Consider the following 17,253-nt stretch of genomic DNA (forward strand, 5'->3'; position numbering starts at 1 on the left):
GGCCCGGCGTCGGGCCCGACTCAGTAATCCATGTCAGACATGGCTGGTGCGGGCGCCTTCTCTTCCTTCGGGGCCTCGGCCACGGTGGCGTCGGTGGTGAGGATCAGCGATGCCACAGAGGCGGCGTTCTGCAACGCCGTCCGGGTGACCTTGGTCGGATCGATCACGCCAAGGGCTACCAGATCGCCATAGCTGCCGTCGGCGGCGTTATAGCCGTGGTTGCCCTGGCCCTCTTCGACCTTGGCAACGACCACCGAGGGCTCGTCACCCGCGTTGGCAGCGATGGCACGCAAGGGTGCCTCGAGTGCACGCAGCACGATCTGGATGCCGGCATCCTGGTCGTGATTGGCTCCCTTGAGGCTGCCAGCGGCATTGCGGGCGCGGAGCAGCGCCACGCCACCACCGGGCACGATACCCTCCTCCACCGCGGCGCGGGTGGCATGCAGGGCGTCGTCTACACGATCCTTCTTCTCCTTCATCTCGACTTCGGTCGCAGCGCCGACCTTGATCACTGCCACACCGCCAGCAAGCTTGGCGACGCGCTCCTGCAGTTTCTCGCGGTCATAGTCTGACGTGGCCTCCTCGATCTGGGCGCGGATCTGCTTGACACGCGCCTCGATGCCGGACTGTTCGCCCGCGCCATCGATGATGACGGTGGATTCCTTGCGCACTTCCACGCGCTTGGCGCTGCCCAGCTCGGCCAGGGTGGCTTTCTCGAGGGTCAGACCAGTTTCATCGGAAATCACCGTGCCGCCGGTCAGGACGGCGATGTCTTCCAGCATGGCCTTGCGACGGTCGCCGAAGCCCGGTGCCTTGACCGCGGCAACTTTGAGCACGCCGCGCATGCTGTTGACCACCAGGGTGGCGAGCGCCTCGCCTTCCACATCCTCGGCGATGATCAGCAATGGACGGCCGGCTTTGGCGACTTCCTCGAGCACCGGCAGGAGGTCGCGGATGCTGGAGATTTTCTTGTCGAACAGTAGCAGCATCGGGTCATCGAGCACCGCGACCTGCTTGTCCGGATTGTTGATGAAGTAGGGCGACAGGTAGCCGCGATCGAACTGCATGCCTTCGACCACGTCGAGTTCGTTCTCGAGCGATTTGCCTTCTTCGATGGTGATGACGCCTTCCTTGCCAACCTTCTCCATGGCCTGGGCGATGATCTCGCCGATGGCTGCGTCAGAATTGGCGGAGATGGCCGCCACCTGGGCGATCTCCTTGTTGGTATCGCAGGGGCGGGAGATCTTCGCCAGTTCGGCAACGACGGCGCCAACCGCTTGGTCGATGCCGCGCTTCAGGTCCATGGGGTTCATGCCGGCAGCCACATGCTTCATGCCCTCACGGACGATGGCCTGAGCCAGCACGGTGGCGGTGGTGGTGCCATCGCCCGCTACGTCGGCCGTCTTCGAGGCGACCTGCTTGACCATCTGGGCACCCATGTTCTCGAACTTGTCCTTCAGTTCGATTTCCTTGGCAACGGAAACGCCGTCCTTGGTGATATGCGGCGCGCCGAAGCTGCGCTCGAGTACCACATTGCGCCCCTTCGGACCCAGCGTCACCTTGACCGCATCGGCCAGAATATTGACGCCCTTGACGATACGTTCGCGGGCGTTGTCATGAAATTGAACGATTTTTGCAGCCATGATTCTCAACTCCTTTTCGTGATCCCGTGTCGAACTCAGGCGGCCTTGCGCTCGGCCACCGTGTCCGCATCGAGGACACCCATCACGTCTTCTTCGCGCATCACCAGCACTTCCTCACCGTCGATCTTGACCGTCTGCCCGGCGTATTTGCCGAACAGAACCCGATCGCCGGCCCGGACCTGCATGGCGAGCAACTCGCCCTTGTCGTTGAGACGGCCGGGGCCGACTGCGAGCACTTCACCCTGCTCGGGTTTTTCAGCTGCGTTGTCGGGGATGACGATGCCGGACGCAGTCGTGCGCTGCGCTTCGAGCCGCTTGACGATAATCCGGTCGCGTAGAGGACGAATTTGCATTGACGCTCTCCTTAACGATTAAATATCACCAATAGAACAAAAGGTTATGCCGCGACGCCTTGCCCGGAAGGGCTGGCGTCGAACGGCACGCAGGGGGTCTCCGCTGCTGGGTCGTTTATTGGGGATGGGAGAAAAAAATTTCAAGCGTCCCGATGCAGATTTTTTCGCGCCGACCGGCATGCGCCCTGGCGCCCGAGCGTTATCCTCACCTCGATGGCAGGATGATGTGATCGATCCGGCCCAGGCGATACACCTCCGGCGCCCGCTCCGGTTCGGTCAACCGGCGCGGACTCACCGGACACGGCGGCTTGCGGCTGCCATCGGCTTCAAGCGTGTCGTCCACAGCGAGCGTGCGCCACAGGCTGTCGCGCACCGGACGGAACTGCCAGCGCACATACCCTTTGCGCGCGGCGACCCGGAGCATCTCGCCACGATCTGGTGCTTCGGCAATCAGGTGGGCTTCGTCGCCGGGTTTGAAGGGATTGTCACCGAAGGCCTGGCGGCATTCGAGCGCCTCCCGGCTCGAAGCGCCAATGGTCTCGCAGCCACGACGGTCACGCCGCTCCATGTCCCAGGCACCCATCTGCCAGGCCGCATCGAGCACCTCTGCCTCGATTTCCTCGACGCGAAGCCAACGTGTATTGAACTGCAAGGCTGAGCCGGGCACCGATTGCGCCTGCATCGGCGCCTGTGGATCGGCATCGCCGCCAGTGCGCCGGAAACCGTGCCAGTGGAGCATCAGCAAGGCAGGCGTATCCGCCGCCCGCGCTACCGTCACAGTCACGGCATAGAGCGGCATGCGCATACCGCCGATCTGATCCAAGATGGTCGCCAGTAGATTCATGGCCGTCCTCCTTTCAAACAGATGATCGACCCGTCGGGGCTGTGAAACGGGCCTGTGCGAAAAGCTACCGGCAGCGCAGGCACAAGGCAAGCACCATGGTCCTGCCGCGCCGGATGCGCGCCGACCGGGAGTCGGCATGAGCACACGATGCAAGCCGACGCCCTGCGGCAGCGCACAACTCGGTCATTGGCGCTAAACTCGCTACCTGCCCCAACCGTCGCCATCGATTCGACATGCAACTCCAGGCCTGGTATCACTCATGTTCTGCGGGCTACACGCTGCGCGGCGAACACTCCCTGCCCTCGGGCAAGCCGGTGCTGCATTTCCTGCATGGCAACGGCTATTGTGGCCGCACTTACGAGCCGATGCTGGCACGCCTGGCGCCGCATTTCGATCTCTTCCTGTCGGATGTGCAGGGGCATGGCGACAGTGACCATGGCGGACGCTTCCATGGCTGGAACCGTACCGCCGAGTTATGCCTGGAGGCCTGGCGGGCACGTGGGCAGATCTTTCGCAATGCGCCGGTATTTGCGGTTGGCCACAGTTTCGGTGGTGTCATCACCAGCCTGATGCTGGCCAAGGCACCCACGCAGTTTGCGCGCGCGGTGCTGCTCGACCCGGTGCTCTTTCCGCCCGCGATGATCGGTCTGATGGCCTTGTCGGATGTGGTCGGCCTGTATTCGCGCAACACGCTGGCCAGTCGCACGCGCAAGCGCCGCCACCATTGGCCGGACAGGCAGTCTGCGTTTGCGTCGCTGCAGGGGCGCGGCATGTTCAAGGGCTGGAAGGAAGAAGCCCTGTGGGCTTACGTCAACCACGCGTTGCGCAACGTGGCCGACGGCGGCGTCGAACTCAAGTGCAAACCCGCGCGCGAAGCCGAGATCTTCAGCTCCTACCCACGTCGCCTGTGGTCATCGCTGGAGAAGATCCGCACGCCAACGCTGGTCTTGCGTGGCGAAGACACCTACCCCTTTGCCATCAAGGGGATCGAACGCTGGTGCGCCAGCAACGACGCCGTCAGCCAACGGGTCATGCAAGGCGGCCATTGCTTCATGCAGGAAGACCCGGCGGCAACGGCGGCGGCAATTACGGACTTTCTGTCGGCAGGCTAGACTGCGCAAGACGGATACGGGCCTGCGCCACGGCCACACGAGACGGGCGGATCAGTAACGCGGCGGCCCCATCAGCAGTTCGGGCGCCACGTCGACGGTTTCCAGTCCGTTGGTCGCCCAGACATGGCCGTCCTGCAGTGTGAATTGCAAGCGCATCGTGCGATCGGTGAGGCGGGCAAGTGCCGGGGCCAGCTCGGGGGCGAGCCGGATCACGGTGAGACTTTGCTGCCGTAACAGCTTGCTCTTGATGCCGTCCCACCAGATGCCGGCAGCACGGCCAAAGCACACCACCACTACATGGTCAGACCGTCCGCATGCCTTGCGAATCCACTTTTCGTCCGGCTGCCCGACATAGATCCAGCGCTGGATGGCGCCGGTCAGGTCGCGCTGCCACAGGTCGGGTTCGTCGTCTACGCAGAGTCCATTGCCGAACGTCAGCGCCGGATCGGCATAGAGTGCAAACGCAAGCAGGCGCACCATCATGCGCTCGTCGGTTTCCGACGGATGGCGGGCCAGCGTCAGAGCGTGGTCGCCGTAGTAACTGCGATCCATATCGGCGATCTGCAGTTCGGCCTTGTACACCGTTGATTTCAAAGCCATTGTGATCGCCTCAGTGCACGGTGTCGGACGGACGGCTTGCGCGCTGCCACGCCATTACGGCTTGCGCGGCGTGTGCCATGATGACATCGCGTTCAGCCTTGGGCAGCTCACGCGATAGCGCCGCAAAAAGCGACTGCGTGGCCTCCTGGGCAATGCCCTCCGTCGCGAGCCCTTCCGCAAGGCAACGAAGCTGCACATGCGCCAGTGCATCCGCCACCAGGCGCCAGCCCGCAATCGGCATGTCCCGCACCAGCGCCATCAACAGACCGCCCAGTTTGGCCACGATACGCATCGCCTCATCGCGTTCTTCGCTGGCAATCGCGGCATGCCACAGCGCAAGGTGAATGCCACGGCGCAACTCCACCTTGAAGTCGATCGCGTTGGCCTCGGCGGCATTGACCGCTTCGAATTGCTGCAGAAAACGTGACTCGGCCTGCGGATCGAGACCGGTGCGAAGCGCGCCGAGCAGTTCGGTCAGACCTGGAATGGCCGCCAGTTCGAACGCCTGGCTCCATGCCAGCCCCCATTGATCCGCACCGGCAATCAGCATTGCCAGCCGCAACGCGCTGGCGTCGTCGCCCTCGCCGGCCTGCGCCCAGTTGCGCATGGCTTCGCACAGCGCATTCACGCCTTCTGCACGTGCCTGATCAGTGGCTTCGAGACTGAGCCGGAACACGCGGCCGAAGGCGTCCTGCGCCATGCGCGCCGCCTGGCGCTGAACGTCGGGCACCGCGAGCGCACTCAGTGGGTCGGCAGGCAACACGGCGTCGGGCGCCCCCGAGAAAGCTGAAGACATGAGACGGATCCGGAAAACGGGCGCACATTGTGCCGATCAGCGCCCGATCGGGCAACGATCATGATTGAGCGAAGATCCCCTGCGCCAACGCGGACGCTGCGCGATTGCGCCGGTTGCGCGTCAGGACGCCCAGCGAAAACTCGAACGCGGTTTCTCCAGCGCAGGCACGCCATCGCGGAAGGCATTGAGCATTCGCGTCAGGGCCGCGGCGTCTTCTTCGGTGAAACCGCGCTTGAAGTCGGTGAGGATGAGGCGCGAACGGCTGAGCCAGTTGCCCGGCGCATCGTCGATCGCGCACCAGGCCGACGCCGAGATGTCGGCCTCGTGCTGTGCCAGCCACAACATCGATTCACGCTCGCGCAGGCCATGGAGTTCGGCCCCTTGCTTGGGCAGCATGTGCGGGGTGACGCCCGCCACGCGGGGCCGGATGTCCTCCGAAAAGCGCGCGACGAGCTTTTGCAGCGAGAACAGCATGCGCCAGTCGGAAGAGATGACGATCTTCACTTCTTCGAACTCGCGAATCACGGACTCGATGAGCGGCAGGCAGCGGAAATCCTCCACCTCGCCCCAAGGGTGGGTCACCCCGTCAAAATCCATGAAGATATAGGTCGTTCGATTCATTTATTTGCTCTACGTCATTGCCCGTGCAGGTTTTTCCCCGGATCGGGTGTATTGATGCTGCAATGCAGAATATACTGGAAACCATGTCTTTTGCACGACGCCAGAAGATTTCTTTCGCGCCTGTATCCAATGGCCGTCATCTTTATCGGCTTCAATAGTGCACTGCAACCAAATTGATCACACTCATACAGCGGAGAGCACCATGACCCCCATCATCAACCTGGAAGGCAAGATCGGACTCATCACCGGTATCGCCAACGAGAAATCGATCTCGACCGGCGTCGCCGAGGCGTGCGCCCAGGCCGGCGCCACCCTGATCATCACTTACCAGAACGAAAAGACCCGCGCCTTCATCGAGCCGGTGCTGCACCGCCTGGGCGTGAAGGACGCCTATCTCCTCGACGTCACCCAACCGCAGACCATGAGCGACGTGTACGCACAGATCGATGCCAGCTACGGCAAACTCGATTTCGTGCTGCACAGCATGGCGTTTGCCAAGCGCGACGATCTTCACGGTCGCGTCGTCGACACCTCGGCCGACGGCTTTGCGCTGGCGATGGATGTCTCCACCCATTCTTTCGTGCGCCTGGCGAAGATGGTCGAACCCCTTCTGATCAAGGCCGGTGGCGGTTCGCTGGTGACCATGACCTATCTCGGCTCGGAGAAGGTCATCCCCAACTACGGCGTAATGGGTCTGTGCAAGGCGGCGCTCGAAGCCGCCACCCGCTATCTCGCGGCAGAACTGGGTGAAAAGAACATTCGCGTCAACGCGGTGTCGCCCGGTCCGCTGATGACGCGTGCCGCCTCGGGCATCGCCGGCTTTGACGGATTGATGGCAGCCGCCGTCGAGCGTTCGCCGATGCACAGCTTGGTCACGCCCGAGGACATTGGCGCGCTCACGGCTTTCCTCGTCTCCGACGCCGGCCGTCTGATCAGCGGCGGCGTGCACTTTGTCGACGCCGGCTACAACATCATGGGCTGAAAGAGGCCAGGGCCTTGATCGACCTGTCGGACGCACGCGCACGGATGGGCCGGGAGAACCTGGTCCTCCCGGACCCGGTACCGCCCCACCCGCTGCTTGACGGCAAGCCGGAGATCGGTCGCGGCGAATACTCGATCGTGCTCGACAAGGGTGACGGCGAGCGGGTGTACAAAGTGGTCAGCTCACCGGCCGACTATTTCCTGTACACCGCCGCCGATCGTCCTCAAGGAGAGCACTTTCCGATCGTTCACGCCGATCATGGCGTGATCGGCCGGGCGCAGTCCGGCTACCCGTTTCATCTGATCGAAATGGAGCGACTGTATCCGCTCAAGGCCGACTCGCCCGCCGCCGATCTGGCCACGCGCCTGATCGAGTACTACTGGTCGGCGTGCCAGCAGTGGAGCCGTCTGGGCATGGACATGGGCCGCATTGCGCTCTACCACATGACGGTCAATCCGCTCGACATCAATGATAGCGTGCAGCAGGCGCTCAAGGCGCTGTCGGACTTCGTCGAGGAGTACCACGTGCTGCCCGACATTCTCAACGCCAACAACCTGATGATGCGCAAGGATGGGACGCTGGTGTTCTCCGACCCGGTGTTCATTGCCTGATTTCCGCCCGTGACGGACTGCGGGCGTATGATTCGGGTTCAGGCAAGGAAACATCGTCATGGATCACGATCATCACCCCCCACCCGCGGATACTCCGCGCAGCATCGGCATTCCCCGCCACGGCAATTTCGACGCACCTGCATTCGAGCGCGCAATCACCGACCTGTTGCATGCGTGCGGCATTACGCCCGACTCCAGCCACACCGGCCGCACGGCGGTAAGGGTGCGCGAACTGTGGCAGAAGCGTCTTCTCGGCGGATACGAACTCGACCCAGCCGAAGCGCTCGGAGAGGGATTTGAAGACGACCGCCGCGACATGGTCGTGGTGCGTGGCATCGCCATTCACGGCGTCTGCCCGCATCACCTCGTCCCGTTTCGCGGCTATGCGCACGTCGCCTATGTACCGGGCGGCCGACTGCACGGCTTCGGCCGCATCGCACGCCTGGTCGACGCCATCGGCCACCGTTTCACCTACCAGGAGTGGATGACGCGGGACATTGTCGAAGCGCTGACGACCCATGGCCAGGCGGCAGGTGCGGCATGCGTCATCGAGGCGGAACAACTCTGCCTGCTGCTCGGCGAAGACCGCCGCGGCGACGAACGTGTGGTGACGCAGGCGTTTTCGGGGAGCTTCGAGCAGTCGGACCAACTGCGCAACGAGTTCCTGCGCGCCATCGACCACCCCAAACGCTGAATTGCGGATGCACGGCCCGCACCATGGTTGCAGTTGTGCCCGAGCGCGTCAGGGAAACAGCGGGTACACGTTATTGCGATGCTCGGTAATGTCGAGCATCGCCACCTCGCGCCCGAGCAGCACCACCGATCCGCGATATCGATCGAAGCCCGAATCCGAGTACTCGAAATCGTAGGCCCGCTGGATCATGAGGCGCCCGTCCGCGTCCCGGGCAAGGCGCAGCGACCGCCCTGAGACGGTTTCATCCAGCAGCTGCACGCCCTCGCGTTCGCACGCATTGCGCGCCGCCGCCACACCGACTTCGCGGGCCTTGAGGCTGTCGAACCAGAACCAGACACCAAAGCCCAGCACCAACAGCGCGGATAGTTCGGCAAATGACATGGTGCAAGCTTAACAGGTCATCAGCTGACCATCATGCCCCGGATCATGTAGAAAATCATCGCCGCCATCAGCGCGGACGCCGGCACCGTAATGACCCATGCTGCGGCAATCCGGATCAGTTGCGAGCGCTTCACCAGTTGCCGCTTGTAGACCTTGCGCAAGCCACGACGCTCGCCCTTGGAGAAATTGGCCGGATCCTGGCGGCGCTTGGAGCGCGCCTTGAGATCCTTGAGCATTTCACCCTTCTCGTCGATCGAGGCCTTGTTGAACACGACCAGGAAAGCATCGATTGCAGCCTGGTCGCCTTCCGGGTGGTGGGCCTTGATCTCGGCCATCATGCGGTCGTAGTTGCTCTTCAAATATTCGCGCAGAAAACCGACACCGAACACCCCCCCGACCGCGATATGCGTGGAACTGACCGGCAGTCCGAGCTGACTGGCGACAATCACCGTGATCGTGGCCGACATGGCGATGCAGTAGGCGCGCATCTGATCGAGCTCGGTGATCTCCGAACCGACGGTACGGATGACCTTGGGACCGAACAGGGCCAGCCCCAGCGCAATGCCAAGCGCGCCGACCCCCATGACCCACACCGGGATGGCTGCGCTGTCGTTGATCGCGCCGCCCGATGTCACGACATCGACGATGGCGGCCAGCGGCCCGACCGCGTTGGCGACGTCGTTGGAGCCGTGCGCAAAACTGAGCAAGGCGGCGGCAAAGATCAGCGGCAGCGTAAACAGCTTGTTCACGTCCCCCTTGGTGTTGGCAATGACATTGCCAATGCGGTTCGCGCGCTGCCGCACGAGCAGGAACACGACGACGGAAAACCCCAGGCTGTAGAGTGCAGCCGCCATGAAGCTCAGTTTCCAGACCTTGCCCAGGCCCTTGAGCAGGATATAGGTCCCGAAGCTCCAGGCCATGAAGGCGATCAGCATGGGCACCATCTTGCGCGCCGCCGCCGCCATGTCCGGCTGATAGGTGATGCTGCGCTTGATCAGATACAGGAAGCCGGCCGCAACCACCCCGCCCAGCACCGGCGAAATCACCCAGCTCGATGCGATCGCGGACATCGACCCCCAGTTCACGATGTCGAAGCCCTTCGCGGCCACCCCGGCGCCGAGCACGGCACCGACGATCGAGTGCGTGGTGGACACCGGCGCACCCACCGCAGTGGCGAAATTCAGCCACAAGGCACCTGCCAGCAAGGCGGCAAGCATGACCCACACGAAAGTCTCGGCGGAGTCGCGCAGCATGTCCGGGTTGATGATGCCGCTACGGATGGTGCCGACCACCTCGCCGCCGGCAATCAGGGCACCAGCGGCCTCGAAAATGGCCGCAATGGCCAGCGCCCCGCCCAGCGTCAGCGCCTTCGAGCCGACCGCAGGACCGACGTTATTGGCAACGTCGTTTGCACCGATGTTCATCGCCATGTAGCCGCCGATTACCGCCGCGATGACCAGCACGATGCTACCTTCGCCCTGACCGCGGATGGCGGTGTACAGCATCACGCAAACGATGAAGATCAGGGCAAAGCCGATCCGGAACAATTCGCCACGACCTTGCTCGGTCGCGCGTTCGATGTCTTTGATGTCTTGCAGATCCACGCCGAATATCCGGAAATCGGAAAGGCGCCATTGTTTCAGAAAAGTGACAAGTCCCCAACGACAACCGGCAATTAAGGGCTGCGGGCCGGTCAAGGACGCGGCGTTGACGCCACAGATGCAGGGCGGCGGCGCGTCGTCATTCAGAGCCGGTCGTACTTGTCGGACCGCCCACGCGCCTTTTCTGCCGGATAACGCGCCGCATTGATCACCAGCTTGCGGCGTGCGGCATCGGCGAGATCGACATTCAGCACGTCGGCCAGACGCACCAGGTACAGTAGTACATCGGCGAGCTCGAGTGCGACTGCCTCGCGGGTATCTTCATCGAGCGCGCCAGATTGCTCGGCACTCAACCACTGGAAGTGCTCGATCACCTCGCCCGCTTCGCCCGCCAGTGCCATCGCCAGGTTCTTGGGTGTATGGAAGGGCCCCCAGTCGCGCTCGTCCGCAAACCGGCGCAGGCTGTCGCGCAATTCGTGAAGAGCGTCCACTTTCATTCGATGTGATGCTCCAGGTCGAAACCGGCCTCAGCATCCTCGCCCAGCACCTCGACCAGCCACGGCATGACCGCCTCGAGGCGCTCGGGCAGCACCCAGGGTGGATTGATTACGAACAGCCCGCTGCCGAACATGCCGAAACCATCCTTGGGCGCCCCCTTCACCGCGAGGCGCACGTCCAGCCAACTTTCCGCCCCAAGGGCAGCCAGCCGCTCGGGCAATTGCCGCGCTTCGGGTCGCGCCAGCAGCGGATACCACAGCGCGTAGGTTCCGGTCGGAAAGCGACGCATGGCATCGCGCAGGGTATCGACCGCATGGCGATAGTCGTCCTTCACCTCGTACGGCGGGTCGATCAGCACCACCGCACGGCGCGAGGGCGGCGGCAGAAGGGACCGCAGGCCGGAGAAGCCATCCGCCTTGCGGACCTGCACGCGGTCGGGTTCGGTGGAAAAGGTCTGCTGCAGCGACACCGTGTCGGCCGGATGCAGCTCGAACAGGCGCAACCGGTCTTGCGGTCGCGCCACCGTCATCGCCAATGCGGGCGATCCCGGATAGAACACCAGCCGACCGTGCGGGTTGAACTGGCGCACCGCCTTGACATAGGCTTCGAGCGGCGCCGGCAGATCGTCACGGTCCCACAGGCGAGCGACACCATCGACGAACTCCGACGTTTTTTCCGCCTGCTCGGCATCGAGCGCATAGCAGCCGGCGCCAGCGTGGGTGTCGATGTACATCCACGGCTTGTCTTTGCGATTGTAGTAGTCGAGCAGTTCAAGCAACACGAAGTGCTTGAGCACATCGGCATGATTGCCGGCATGAAAGGCGTGGCGATAACTGAGCATGGGCACAAACGGAGAGCGAAGGCGTGGAATGCTACCACCGCCAGCCGCGCTCAGGCGTTGCACCGCTGCTGCGCGCTGCCAATCCGGTTTACAATCCGTGCTTCTGGCGAGTCGATCGCCCATTGCCATTACCGGATCACCCATGCTGCGAATCACCGAGCTCAGACTGCCTCTTGACCATCCCGAGGAGGCGCTCAAGTCGGCCATCATCGAACGTCTGGGCATTGCGGCGACCGAGCTGCGCGCCTTCACCGTATTCAAGCGCAGCTACGACGCCCGCAAGGCGGCGGCGCTGAGTTTCATCTACACGATCGATCTGGCGGTCGCCAATGAGGCCACCGTGCTGACGCGTTTTGCCGGCGACCGACACGTCAATCCGGCGCCGGATACGACCTACCACTTCGTCACCCAGGCGCCGGCCACGATGGCCACTCGCCCGGTGATCGTCGGATTCGGCCCCTGCGGCATCTTCGCCGCACTCGTGCTGGCGCAGATGGGATTCCGCCCCATCGTGCTCGAGCGCGGCAAGGCGGTGCGTGAGCGCACGCAGGACACCTGGGGCCTGTGGAGAAAAAAGGTACTCAATCCGGAGTCGAACGTGCAGTTCGGCGAAGGGGGTGCCGGCACCTTTTCCGACGGCAAGCTCTACAGCCAGATCAAGGATCCCAAGCACTACGGCCGCAAGGTGCTTACCGAGTTCGTCAAGGCAGGCGCACCAGAAGAAATCCTGTACGTGAGCAAGCCGCACATCGGTACCTTCCGTCTCGTGGGCATGGTTGAAACCATGCGTGCCGAGATCGAGTCGCTCGGTGGCGAGATCCGTTTCCAGCAGCGTGTCACCGACGTCCGCATCGAGGATGGTCATATTCGCGCGGTCGTGCTGGCCGGCGGCGAAGAGATTCGCACCGATCGCGTAGTCCTTGCCCTTGGCCACAGCGCGCGCGACACGGTCGAGATGCTGCACGAGCGCGGTGTATTCATGGAGGCCAAGCCATTCTCGGTGGGGTTCCGTATCGAGCATCCGCAGTCGCTGATCGACAGGGCCCGGCTGGGAAAACATGCCGGACACCCGCTGCTCGGCGCGGCCGACTACAAGATCGTGCACCATGCCCGAAACGGACGCTCGGTGTATAGCTTCTGCATGTGCCCCGGCGGCACGGTGGTTGCCGCCACGTCAGAGCCCAACCGCGTGGTCACCAACGGCATGAGCCAGTATTCGCGCAACGAACGCAACGCCAATGCCGGTATCGTGGTCGGCATCACCCCGGCGGACTACCCCGGTGGCCCGCTGGCCGGCATCGCCCTGCAGCGCGAACTCGAATCACGCGCCTTCGTGCTCGGCGGCGGCACCTACGAGGCACCTGGACAACTGGTGGGAGATTTCATTGCCGGCCGCCCGTCGACCGCACTGGGTTCGGTCGAGCCTTCTTACAAGCCCGGCGTCAGGCTCGGAGACCTGTCGACCGCCCTGCCCGCCTACGCCATCGAAGCCATGCGCGAGGCGCTGCCTGCGTTCGAGCGCCAGATCAAGGGCTTCGCCATGCACGATGCGGTACTGACCGGGGTCGAGACACGCACCTCGTCCCCGGTACGGATCACACGCGGGGAAGACCTTCAGAGTCTGAACGTGAAAGGGCTCTATCCTGCGGGCGAAGGGGCGGGTTACGCAGGTGGCATCCTGTCTGCGGGCGTTGATGGAATTCGTGTGGCGGAAGCCGTGGCCTGCGACATCAACAAAGCGGCTTGAAAGTCGCGCGTCTTCGCTGCAAAGGCGATTGGCAGAATCAACTGCCACGATGCCTGGCCTCAGCATGAATTGCGGCGCCCGGCGTAAACGGGTTACATTTGCGCCCACACAACACCGGCCAGACACGCGAAGACTTGTCGCGCGAGTCAGATACCCCATCCATGCGCGTACTCCACATCGGCAAGTTCTTCCCGCCCGACCCCGGCGGCATGGAAACGTTTCTGGCCGACCTCGCCGAGGCCCAGCGCGCTGCGGGCGATGAGAGTTTTGCTCTTGTACATGGCACCCCCATGGACGAAGATCCGTCATGGCTGATCAGGGTCCCCGTTTCGCGGCAAATCCTCTATACGCCGATTGCACCAGCATTCCGCGCCCATCTGAAGTCAGCCATCCGGCGCATCAAACCGGACGTCCTGCATCTGCACATGCCAAACCCGTCAGCGTTTTGGGCGCTCACGCTGTCGGAAGCATGCGATATTCCGTGGGTGGTGCACTGGCATTCGGATGTAATCCCGACACTTCGACGCTCTGCGCTGTCTCTCGCATATCAAGTCTATCGCCCCTTCGAGCAAGCCGTTCTGAAGCGTGCGCAGCACGTCATCGTAACCTCGCCGGACTATTTGGCCGCTTCAGTCCCATTGCAACGCTGGCGCGACAAATGTCGTATGGTTCCGCTTGCGCTCGACACACGGAAGCTGCCTGCACACCCACCTGGCCTGGCCGTTGACCCCTGGCCCGCGGGCACATTTCGATTACTGTCGGTAGGCCGCCTCTCGCATTACAAGGGGTATCAGACACTGATAGACGCGGTCGCCGGCATGGATGGCGTCCATCTGGTGATTGCAGGCGATGGCGAAGATCGGCTTGCACTTCAGGCGCACATAAAGGCGCAGGGGCGTGACGCGAGGACAACCCTCGTCGGGCGGATCGATGAGAGTACCAAACATGCGCTGCTCGCCCAGTGCGACGCGTTTTGCCTGGCCTCACGAGAACGTACCGAAGCGTTCGGCATTGCGGTCATGGAAGCGATGTATTACGCCCGCCCATGCCTCGTCAGTGCGCTGTCGGGCTCTGCCCTCCCCTGGTTGGTCACTAGCAGCCAAGCCGGACTGACCGTACCGGTAGGCGATCTGCCACGGTGGCGAGCGGCAATCAGCACATTGCGTGCCGATCCTGACCTCGCGGCAATCGCCGGCACCCGAGGTCGAGCGGCAATTCTCAAGCGCTTCGACATCGCGCCCTCAACGGCCGCAATACGCTCGATCTACCCCCGACCCGAAATCGATCCAGTTCGCTTCAGCCAACCGCTCGTCGTGATTCCGGCACGGAATGAAGCCCCGACGATCGAGGGCGTCATCGCGGCCGTGAGAGCCCAAGGACTGCACCACATTGTCGTGGTGAGTGACCAAAGCACGGATGATACGGCGGCCATCGCCCGTGCAGCCGATGCGGTGGTTCTTGAACCGGTTCTGTCCGTCGGTGCTTGGGGAGCGATGCAAACCGGTATCCGTTATGCAATGCGCAACGGATACCGTCAAGTGATCACCCTGCATGCGAACGGCCAACACGAGCCCAGCTGCCTTCCGGAAATACTCGCGGCAGCAATGACCGCCGACGTCGTGATCGGCGCTTCCACCGGACACGGCAGCCGGACTCGTCGTCTGGCGTGGTCTTACTTCAGGACGATCTCCGGATTTCGTATCGACGACCTGACTTCCGGACTACGCTGCTATAGTCGAGCAGCATGTGAAATACTGGCAAGCGAAGAGGCAACACTCCTCGACTACAAGGACCTTGGGGTCCTGCTCTTACTACGCAACGCCGGGCTGTCGATCATGGAGGTGCCTGTCGAGATGCACCCTCGCGCGAGTGTATCTCCGCGCGTCTTTACCGGCTGGGCGCGAATCGCCCGGTACATGATGGAGAGCACACTGCTTTGCATCTCGCGCGGGCATCCAAAACACTTCCTTAAGCAATGACACCCTTCCACCTGACGACGACATTACTGGGATTCGGGCTTGCCATCACCATCATTGCACTGGTCCGACGCGATAAATTGCAGGCACGCCAAGGGGTATTCTGGATCTTTGTAGCGGCCGCCGCCGCGTTGCTGGGCGTATGGCCGGGTCTTATCGATCGTCTGGCCCTCACCGTTGGCATCAGCTACGCCCCAACGCTACTGCTGCTGGCCGCAGTCATCGTCCTGCTGATCAAGTCCTTGCAGAGCGACATTGAACTGGCGCGACTCGAGCGCCAGCTGCGCCGTCTGAACCAACGTTTGGCCTTGTCCGAATTCGAGCGCCCGAACCAGAAGAATCCAGACGATTGAATTTACCCGGCAGGACCGCCATGCTGAACCGTCATCGACCAAGCGACGCTGCCAGCCATCGCCCGATACGGCGTTCTATTCTGTAGAGCGACGTGCTCTGGTACCTTGCGCGCACACTGGCCCGCAACCAGAGCAGACGACTCCTCCATGGAGACGCTTGATGCGACTCAAGCGTGCGGTAGGGCGCGGTGAACTGCGCATCCGCTGCAATGATCGACTTCGGCAAGAGAATGGCGTCGTCTATGCCGTAATCGAGTTGATGGAGCAGAGATGGGCGCACATGGCCTTTTGCCACCTCATCTTCAACGAAACCTCTCGATATGGCCCCCTCCTGTAGCGCCTGACGAAGCGTCCTGACCCAAAGGTAGCCCAGCGCATTCAGGTGCGACACCCACGGTTGCGTGTTCATGTCGGTATAGTGCAGCAAGGCCGTCTGGCCCGCTTTGTACGTTTCCAGCGCATTCCAGTCGGGTTCGATTACCGCGTTTGCGTGGGCGAGCGAAAAATCGTACATCAACTGTTCGTAGCTCAATTCGCCGGCGTCCAGCGCACCTACAATATCTTGAATACTCCATTCGAGCCGGCTGCAATCCATCACCATCACGCTGTACTGAGGCTTTCGACCACTGGAAGTACTCGAATATGCGGATAGCACATTGGCCGTTCCGAACGGGCGACGCCAAAGATCTACGATATCCCTGAATACGAGCATGTCAGAATCGAGATAGATTGCACGACCAGCGAAACCGCACACCTCGGGAATGATGAAGCGCTGAAACGAAAAGGGCGTACGAGCACGATTCTCCGGCGCAATCGGCTTCGGGATGGAGATACCCGCGTCGCACAAGGGGACGACTACGACCGTGCTGCTTGCGTGCTTTTTGATCGAGTACTCAAGCACCTTTACCGGCAACGCCTCACTGGCGCTTGACGCGACGCAGACGCGAATCGGCGTTTCCATGTCCAGCGGAGCATAATCCACGCCCGTCCTTGCGATGACCGTCGCGAAGGATTCGAATTGACGGTCAAAGCTCCGATGCCCGTTGGCCAACAGAGATACGGATGTCAGATCAGAGAACTCTGCGCTGTAGGTCGTGCCGCCATCGACACCCAAAGATCGCACTTGCCTGACGCCAGCCGTAGCCAGCAGGTCGAAGGCGGCTTCCGAGCTGAAATAGTACGCCGAGATGACCGGGTAATCACCGCGCCTTACGGGAGACGAACTCAGGTCGTACCAATACAAGCGTCCTTCCGCTGCAAGCTTGGCCAGCGCCACATGGCGGGCAGCGAGAGTGAGCAGATCGGTGCGCCCCGCTTCGTGATTGAAATGTGGAAACCAGGGCAAGACAACGAGAATGTCCAGCCGTTCCGACAGCGTATCAGCGCACCGCTCGTAGGCATCGAAGTCGACGAAATGCGCTATGGCGACGGCTTCACATTCGCGCAGGCTGTCGTTCAAGGACAGGACCTTGTACTGAGACAGATCATAGTTGCCCCTTGACGCAAAACTCGGCCCTTTGCCCAGAATGAGCCATGGCCTCTCCAGCACCTCGGGGTGATCGGTGAAGTGCTCGAAAATATGCCTAAGCGCAAGCGGCAT

General features: G+C 62.4%; 18 protein-coding genes. 7 read left to right on the forward strand and 11 right to left on the reverse strand.

All coding sequences use genetic code 11. The features are described 5' to 3' along the window. Positions 1 to 20 precede the first annotated feature (20 nt). The 3 genes from groL to J5J83_RS07715 form a co-directional block, all read right to left on the reverse strand. Positions 21 to 1,643, reverse strand: coding sequence for a chaperonin GroEL (gene groL / locus J5J83_RS07705; RefSeq protein ID WP_212347402.1), 1,623 nt, complete (start codon positions 1,641 to 1,643; stop codon positions 21 to 23). Positions 1,644 to 1,678: 35 nt separating this feature from the next. After that, a complete protein-coding gene (locus tag J5J83_RS07710; protein ID WP_212347405.1) occupies positions 1,679 to 1,996 on the reverse strand; it encodes a co-chaperone GroES in 318 nt (105 codons plus the stop codon). Positions 1,997 to 2,201: 205 nt separating this feature from the next. Beyond that, the gene (locus J5J83_RS07715) at positions 2,202 to 2,840 is read right to left on the reverse strand and encodes a hypothetical protein (protein ID WP_212347408.1); all 639 of its coding nucleotides are present in this window, start codon (positions 2,838 to 2,840) and stop codon (positions 2,202 to 2,204) included. A 233-nt stretch (positions 2,841 to 3,073) separates the two neighbouring features. On the opposite strand from J5J83_RS07715, the gene J5J83_RS07720 reads away from it, so the two are divergent. Continuing rightward, the gene (locus J5J83_RS07720) at positions 3,074 to 3,952 is read left to right on the forward strand and encodes an alpha/beta hydrolase (protein WP_212347411.1); all 879 of its coding nucleotides are present in this window, start codon (positions 3,074 to 3,076) and stop codon (positions 3,950 to 3,952) included. Positions 3,953 to 4,003: 51 nt separating this feature from the next. Here the strand turns inward: J5J83_RS07720 and J5J83_RS07725 are convergent, their stop codons facing one another. The 3 genes from J5J83_RS07725 to J5J83_RS07735 all read right to left on the reverse strand — a co-directional run bounded on the left by J5J83_RS07725 (position 4,004) and on the right by J5J83_RS07735 (position 5,969). Next, a complete protein-coding gene (locus J5J83_RS07725; RefSeq protein WP_212347414.1) occupies positions 4,004 to 4,552 on the reverse strand; it encodes a YaeQ family protein in 549 nt (182 codons plus the stop codon). A gap of 10 nt (positions 4,553 to 4,562) precedes the next feature. Continuing rightward, a complete protein-coding gene (locus tag J5J83_RS07730; RefSeq protein ID WP_212347417.1) occupies positions 4,563 to 5,348 on the reverse strand; it encodes a hypothetical protein in 786 nt (261 codons plus the stop codon). 120 nt (positions 5,349 to 5,468) lie between these two features. Further along, positions 5,469 to 5,969 (reverse strand): HAD domain-containing protein, encoded by a 501-nt coding sequence (locus tag J5J83_RS07735; protein WP_212347420.1) that lies wholly within the window; start codon positions 5,967 to 5,969, stop codon positions 5,469 to 5,471. A gap of 202 nt (positions 5,970 to 6,171) precedes the next feature. On the opposite strand from J5J83_RS07735, the gene fabI reads away from it, so the two are divergent. The 3 genes from fabI to folE are packed head-to-tail and all read left to right on the forward strand — an operon-like array spanning position 6,172 to position 8,256. Further along, on the forward strand, positions 6,172 to 6,951 hold the full coding sequence (gene fabI / locus J5J83_RS07740) for an enoyl-ACP reductase FabI (protein ID WP_212347423.1): 780 nt from the start codon (positions 6,172 to 6,174) through the stop codon (positions 6,949 to 6,951). Between the two features lie 14 nt (positions 6,952 to 6,965). Then, positions 6,966 to 7,562 (forward strand): hypothetical protein, encoded by a 597-nt coding sequence (locus J5J83_RS07745; protein ID WP_212347426.1) that lies wholly within the window; start codon positions 6,966 to 6,968, stop codon positions 7,560 to 7,562. A gap of 58 nt (positions 7,563 to 7,620) precedes the next feature. After that, positions 7,621 to 8,256 (forward strand): GTP cyclohydrolase I FolE, encoded by a 636-nt coding sequence (gene folE, locus J5J83_RS07750; RefSeq protein WP_212347429.1) that lies wholly within the window; start codon positions 7,621 to 7,623, stop codon positions 8,254 to 8,256. Positions 8,257 to 8,304: 48 nt separating this feature from the next. Here folE and J5J83_RS07755 read toward each other — a convergent pair whose 3' ends face one another. From J5J83_RS07755 to rlmJ, 4 genes are all read right to left on the reverse strand, one after another. Then, complete coding sequence (locus tag J5J83_RS07755) at positions 8,305 to 8,637, reverse strand: DUF3301 domain-containing protein (protein WP_212347432.1); 333 nt, start codon at positions 8,635 to 8,637, stop codon at positions 8,305 to 8,307. A gap of 20 nt (positions 8,638 to 8,657) precedes the next feature. Then, on the reverse strand, positions 8,658 to 10,241 hold the full coding sequence (locus tag J5J83_RS07760) for an inorganic phosphate transporter (RefSeq protein WP_212347435.1): 1,584 nt from the start codon (positions 10,239 to 10,241) through the stop codon (positions 8,658 to 8,660). A 140-nt stretch (positions 10,242 to 10,381) separates the two neighbouring features. Next, on the reverse strand, positions 10,382 to 10,735 hold the full coding sequence (locus J5J83_RS07765) for a nucleotide pyrophosphohydrolase (protein ID WP_212347438.1): 354 nt from the start codon (positions 10,733 to 10,735) through the stop codon (positions 10,382 to 10,384). Beyond that, entirely contained in the window at positions 10,732 to 11,577 is an 846-nt protein-coding gene (gene rlmJ, locus J5J83_RS07770) for a 23S rRNA (adenine(2030)-N(6))-methyltransferase RlmJ (RefSeq protein WP_212347441.1), read from the reverse strand. Before rlmJ ends, J5J83_RS07765 begins: the two co-directional genes overlap by 4 nt. A gap of 142 nt (positions 11,578 to 11,719) precedes the next feature. Between rlmJ and J5J83_RS07775 the strand changes: the two genes are divergently transcribed. From J5J83_RS07775 to J5J83_RS07785, 3 genes are all read left to right on the forward strand, one after another. After that, the gene (locus J5J83_RS07775) at positions 11,720 to 13,324 is read left to right on the forward strand and encodes an NAD(P)/FAD-dependent oxidoreductase (protein ID WP_212347444.1); all 1,605 of its coding nucleotides are present in this window, start codon (positions 11,720 to 11,722) and stop codon (positions 13,322 to 13,324) included. A gap of 161 nt (positions 13,325 to 13,485) precedes the next feature. Next, positions 13,486 to 15,303 carry a glycosyltransferase gene (locus tag J5J83_RS07780; protein WP_212347447.1) on the forward strand — a complete coding sequence of 606 codons (1,818 nt, stop codon included), beginning with the start codon at positions 13,486 to 13,488 and terminating at the stop codon, positions 15,301 to 15,303. Beyond that, positions 15,300 to 15,653, forward strand: a complete 354-nt coding sequence (locus J5J83_RS07785) for a DUF2304 domain-containing protein (protein WP_212347450.1) — start codon at positions 15,300 to 15,302, stop codon at positions 15,651 to 15,653. Before J5J83_RS07780 ends, J5J83_RS07785 begins: the two co-directional genes overlap by 4 nt. A gap of 31 nt (positions 15,654 to 15,684) precedes the next feature. Here the strand turns inward: J5J83_RS07785 and J5J83_RS07790 are convergent, their stop codons facing one another. Then, positions 15,685 to 17,253, reverse strand: a complete 1,569-nt coding sequence (locus J5J83_RS07790) for a hypothetical protein (protein WP_212347453.1) — start codon at positions 17,251 to 17,253, stop codon at positions 15,685 to 15,687.

The sequence above is a fragment of the Azoarcus sp. L1K30 genome, from assembly GCF_018122735.1.
Lineage (GTDB): Bacteria > Pseudomonadota > Gammaproteobacteria > Burkholderiales > Rhodocyclaceae > Parazoarcus.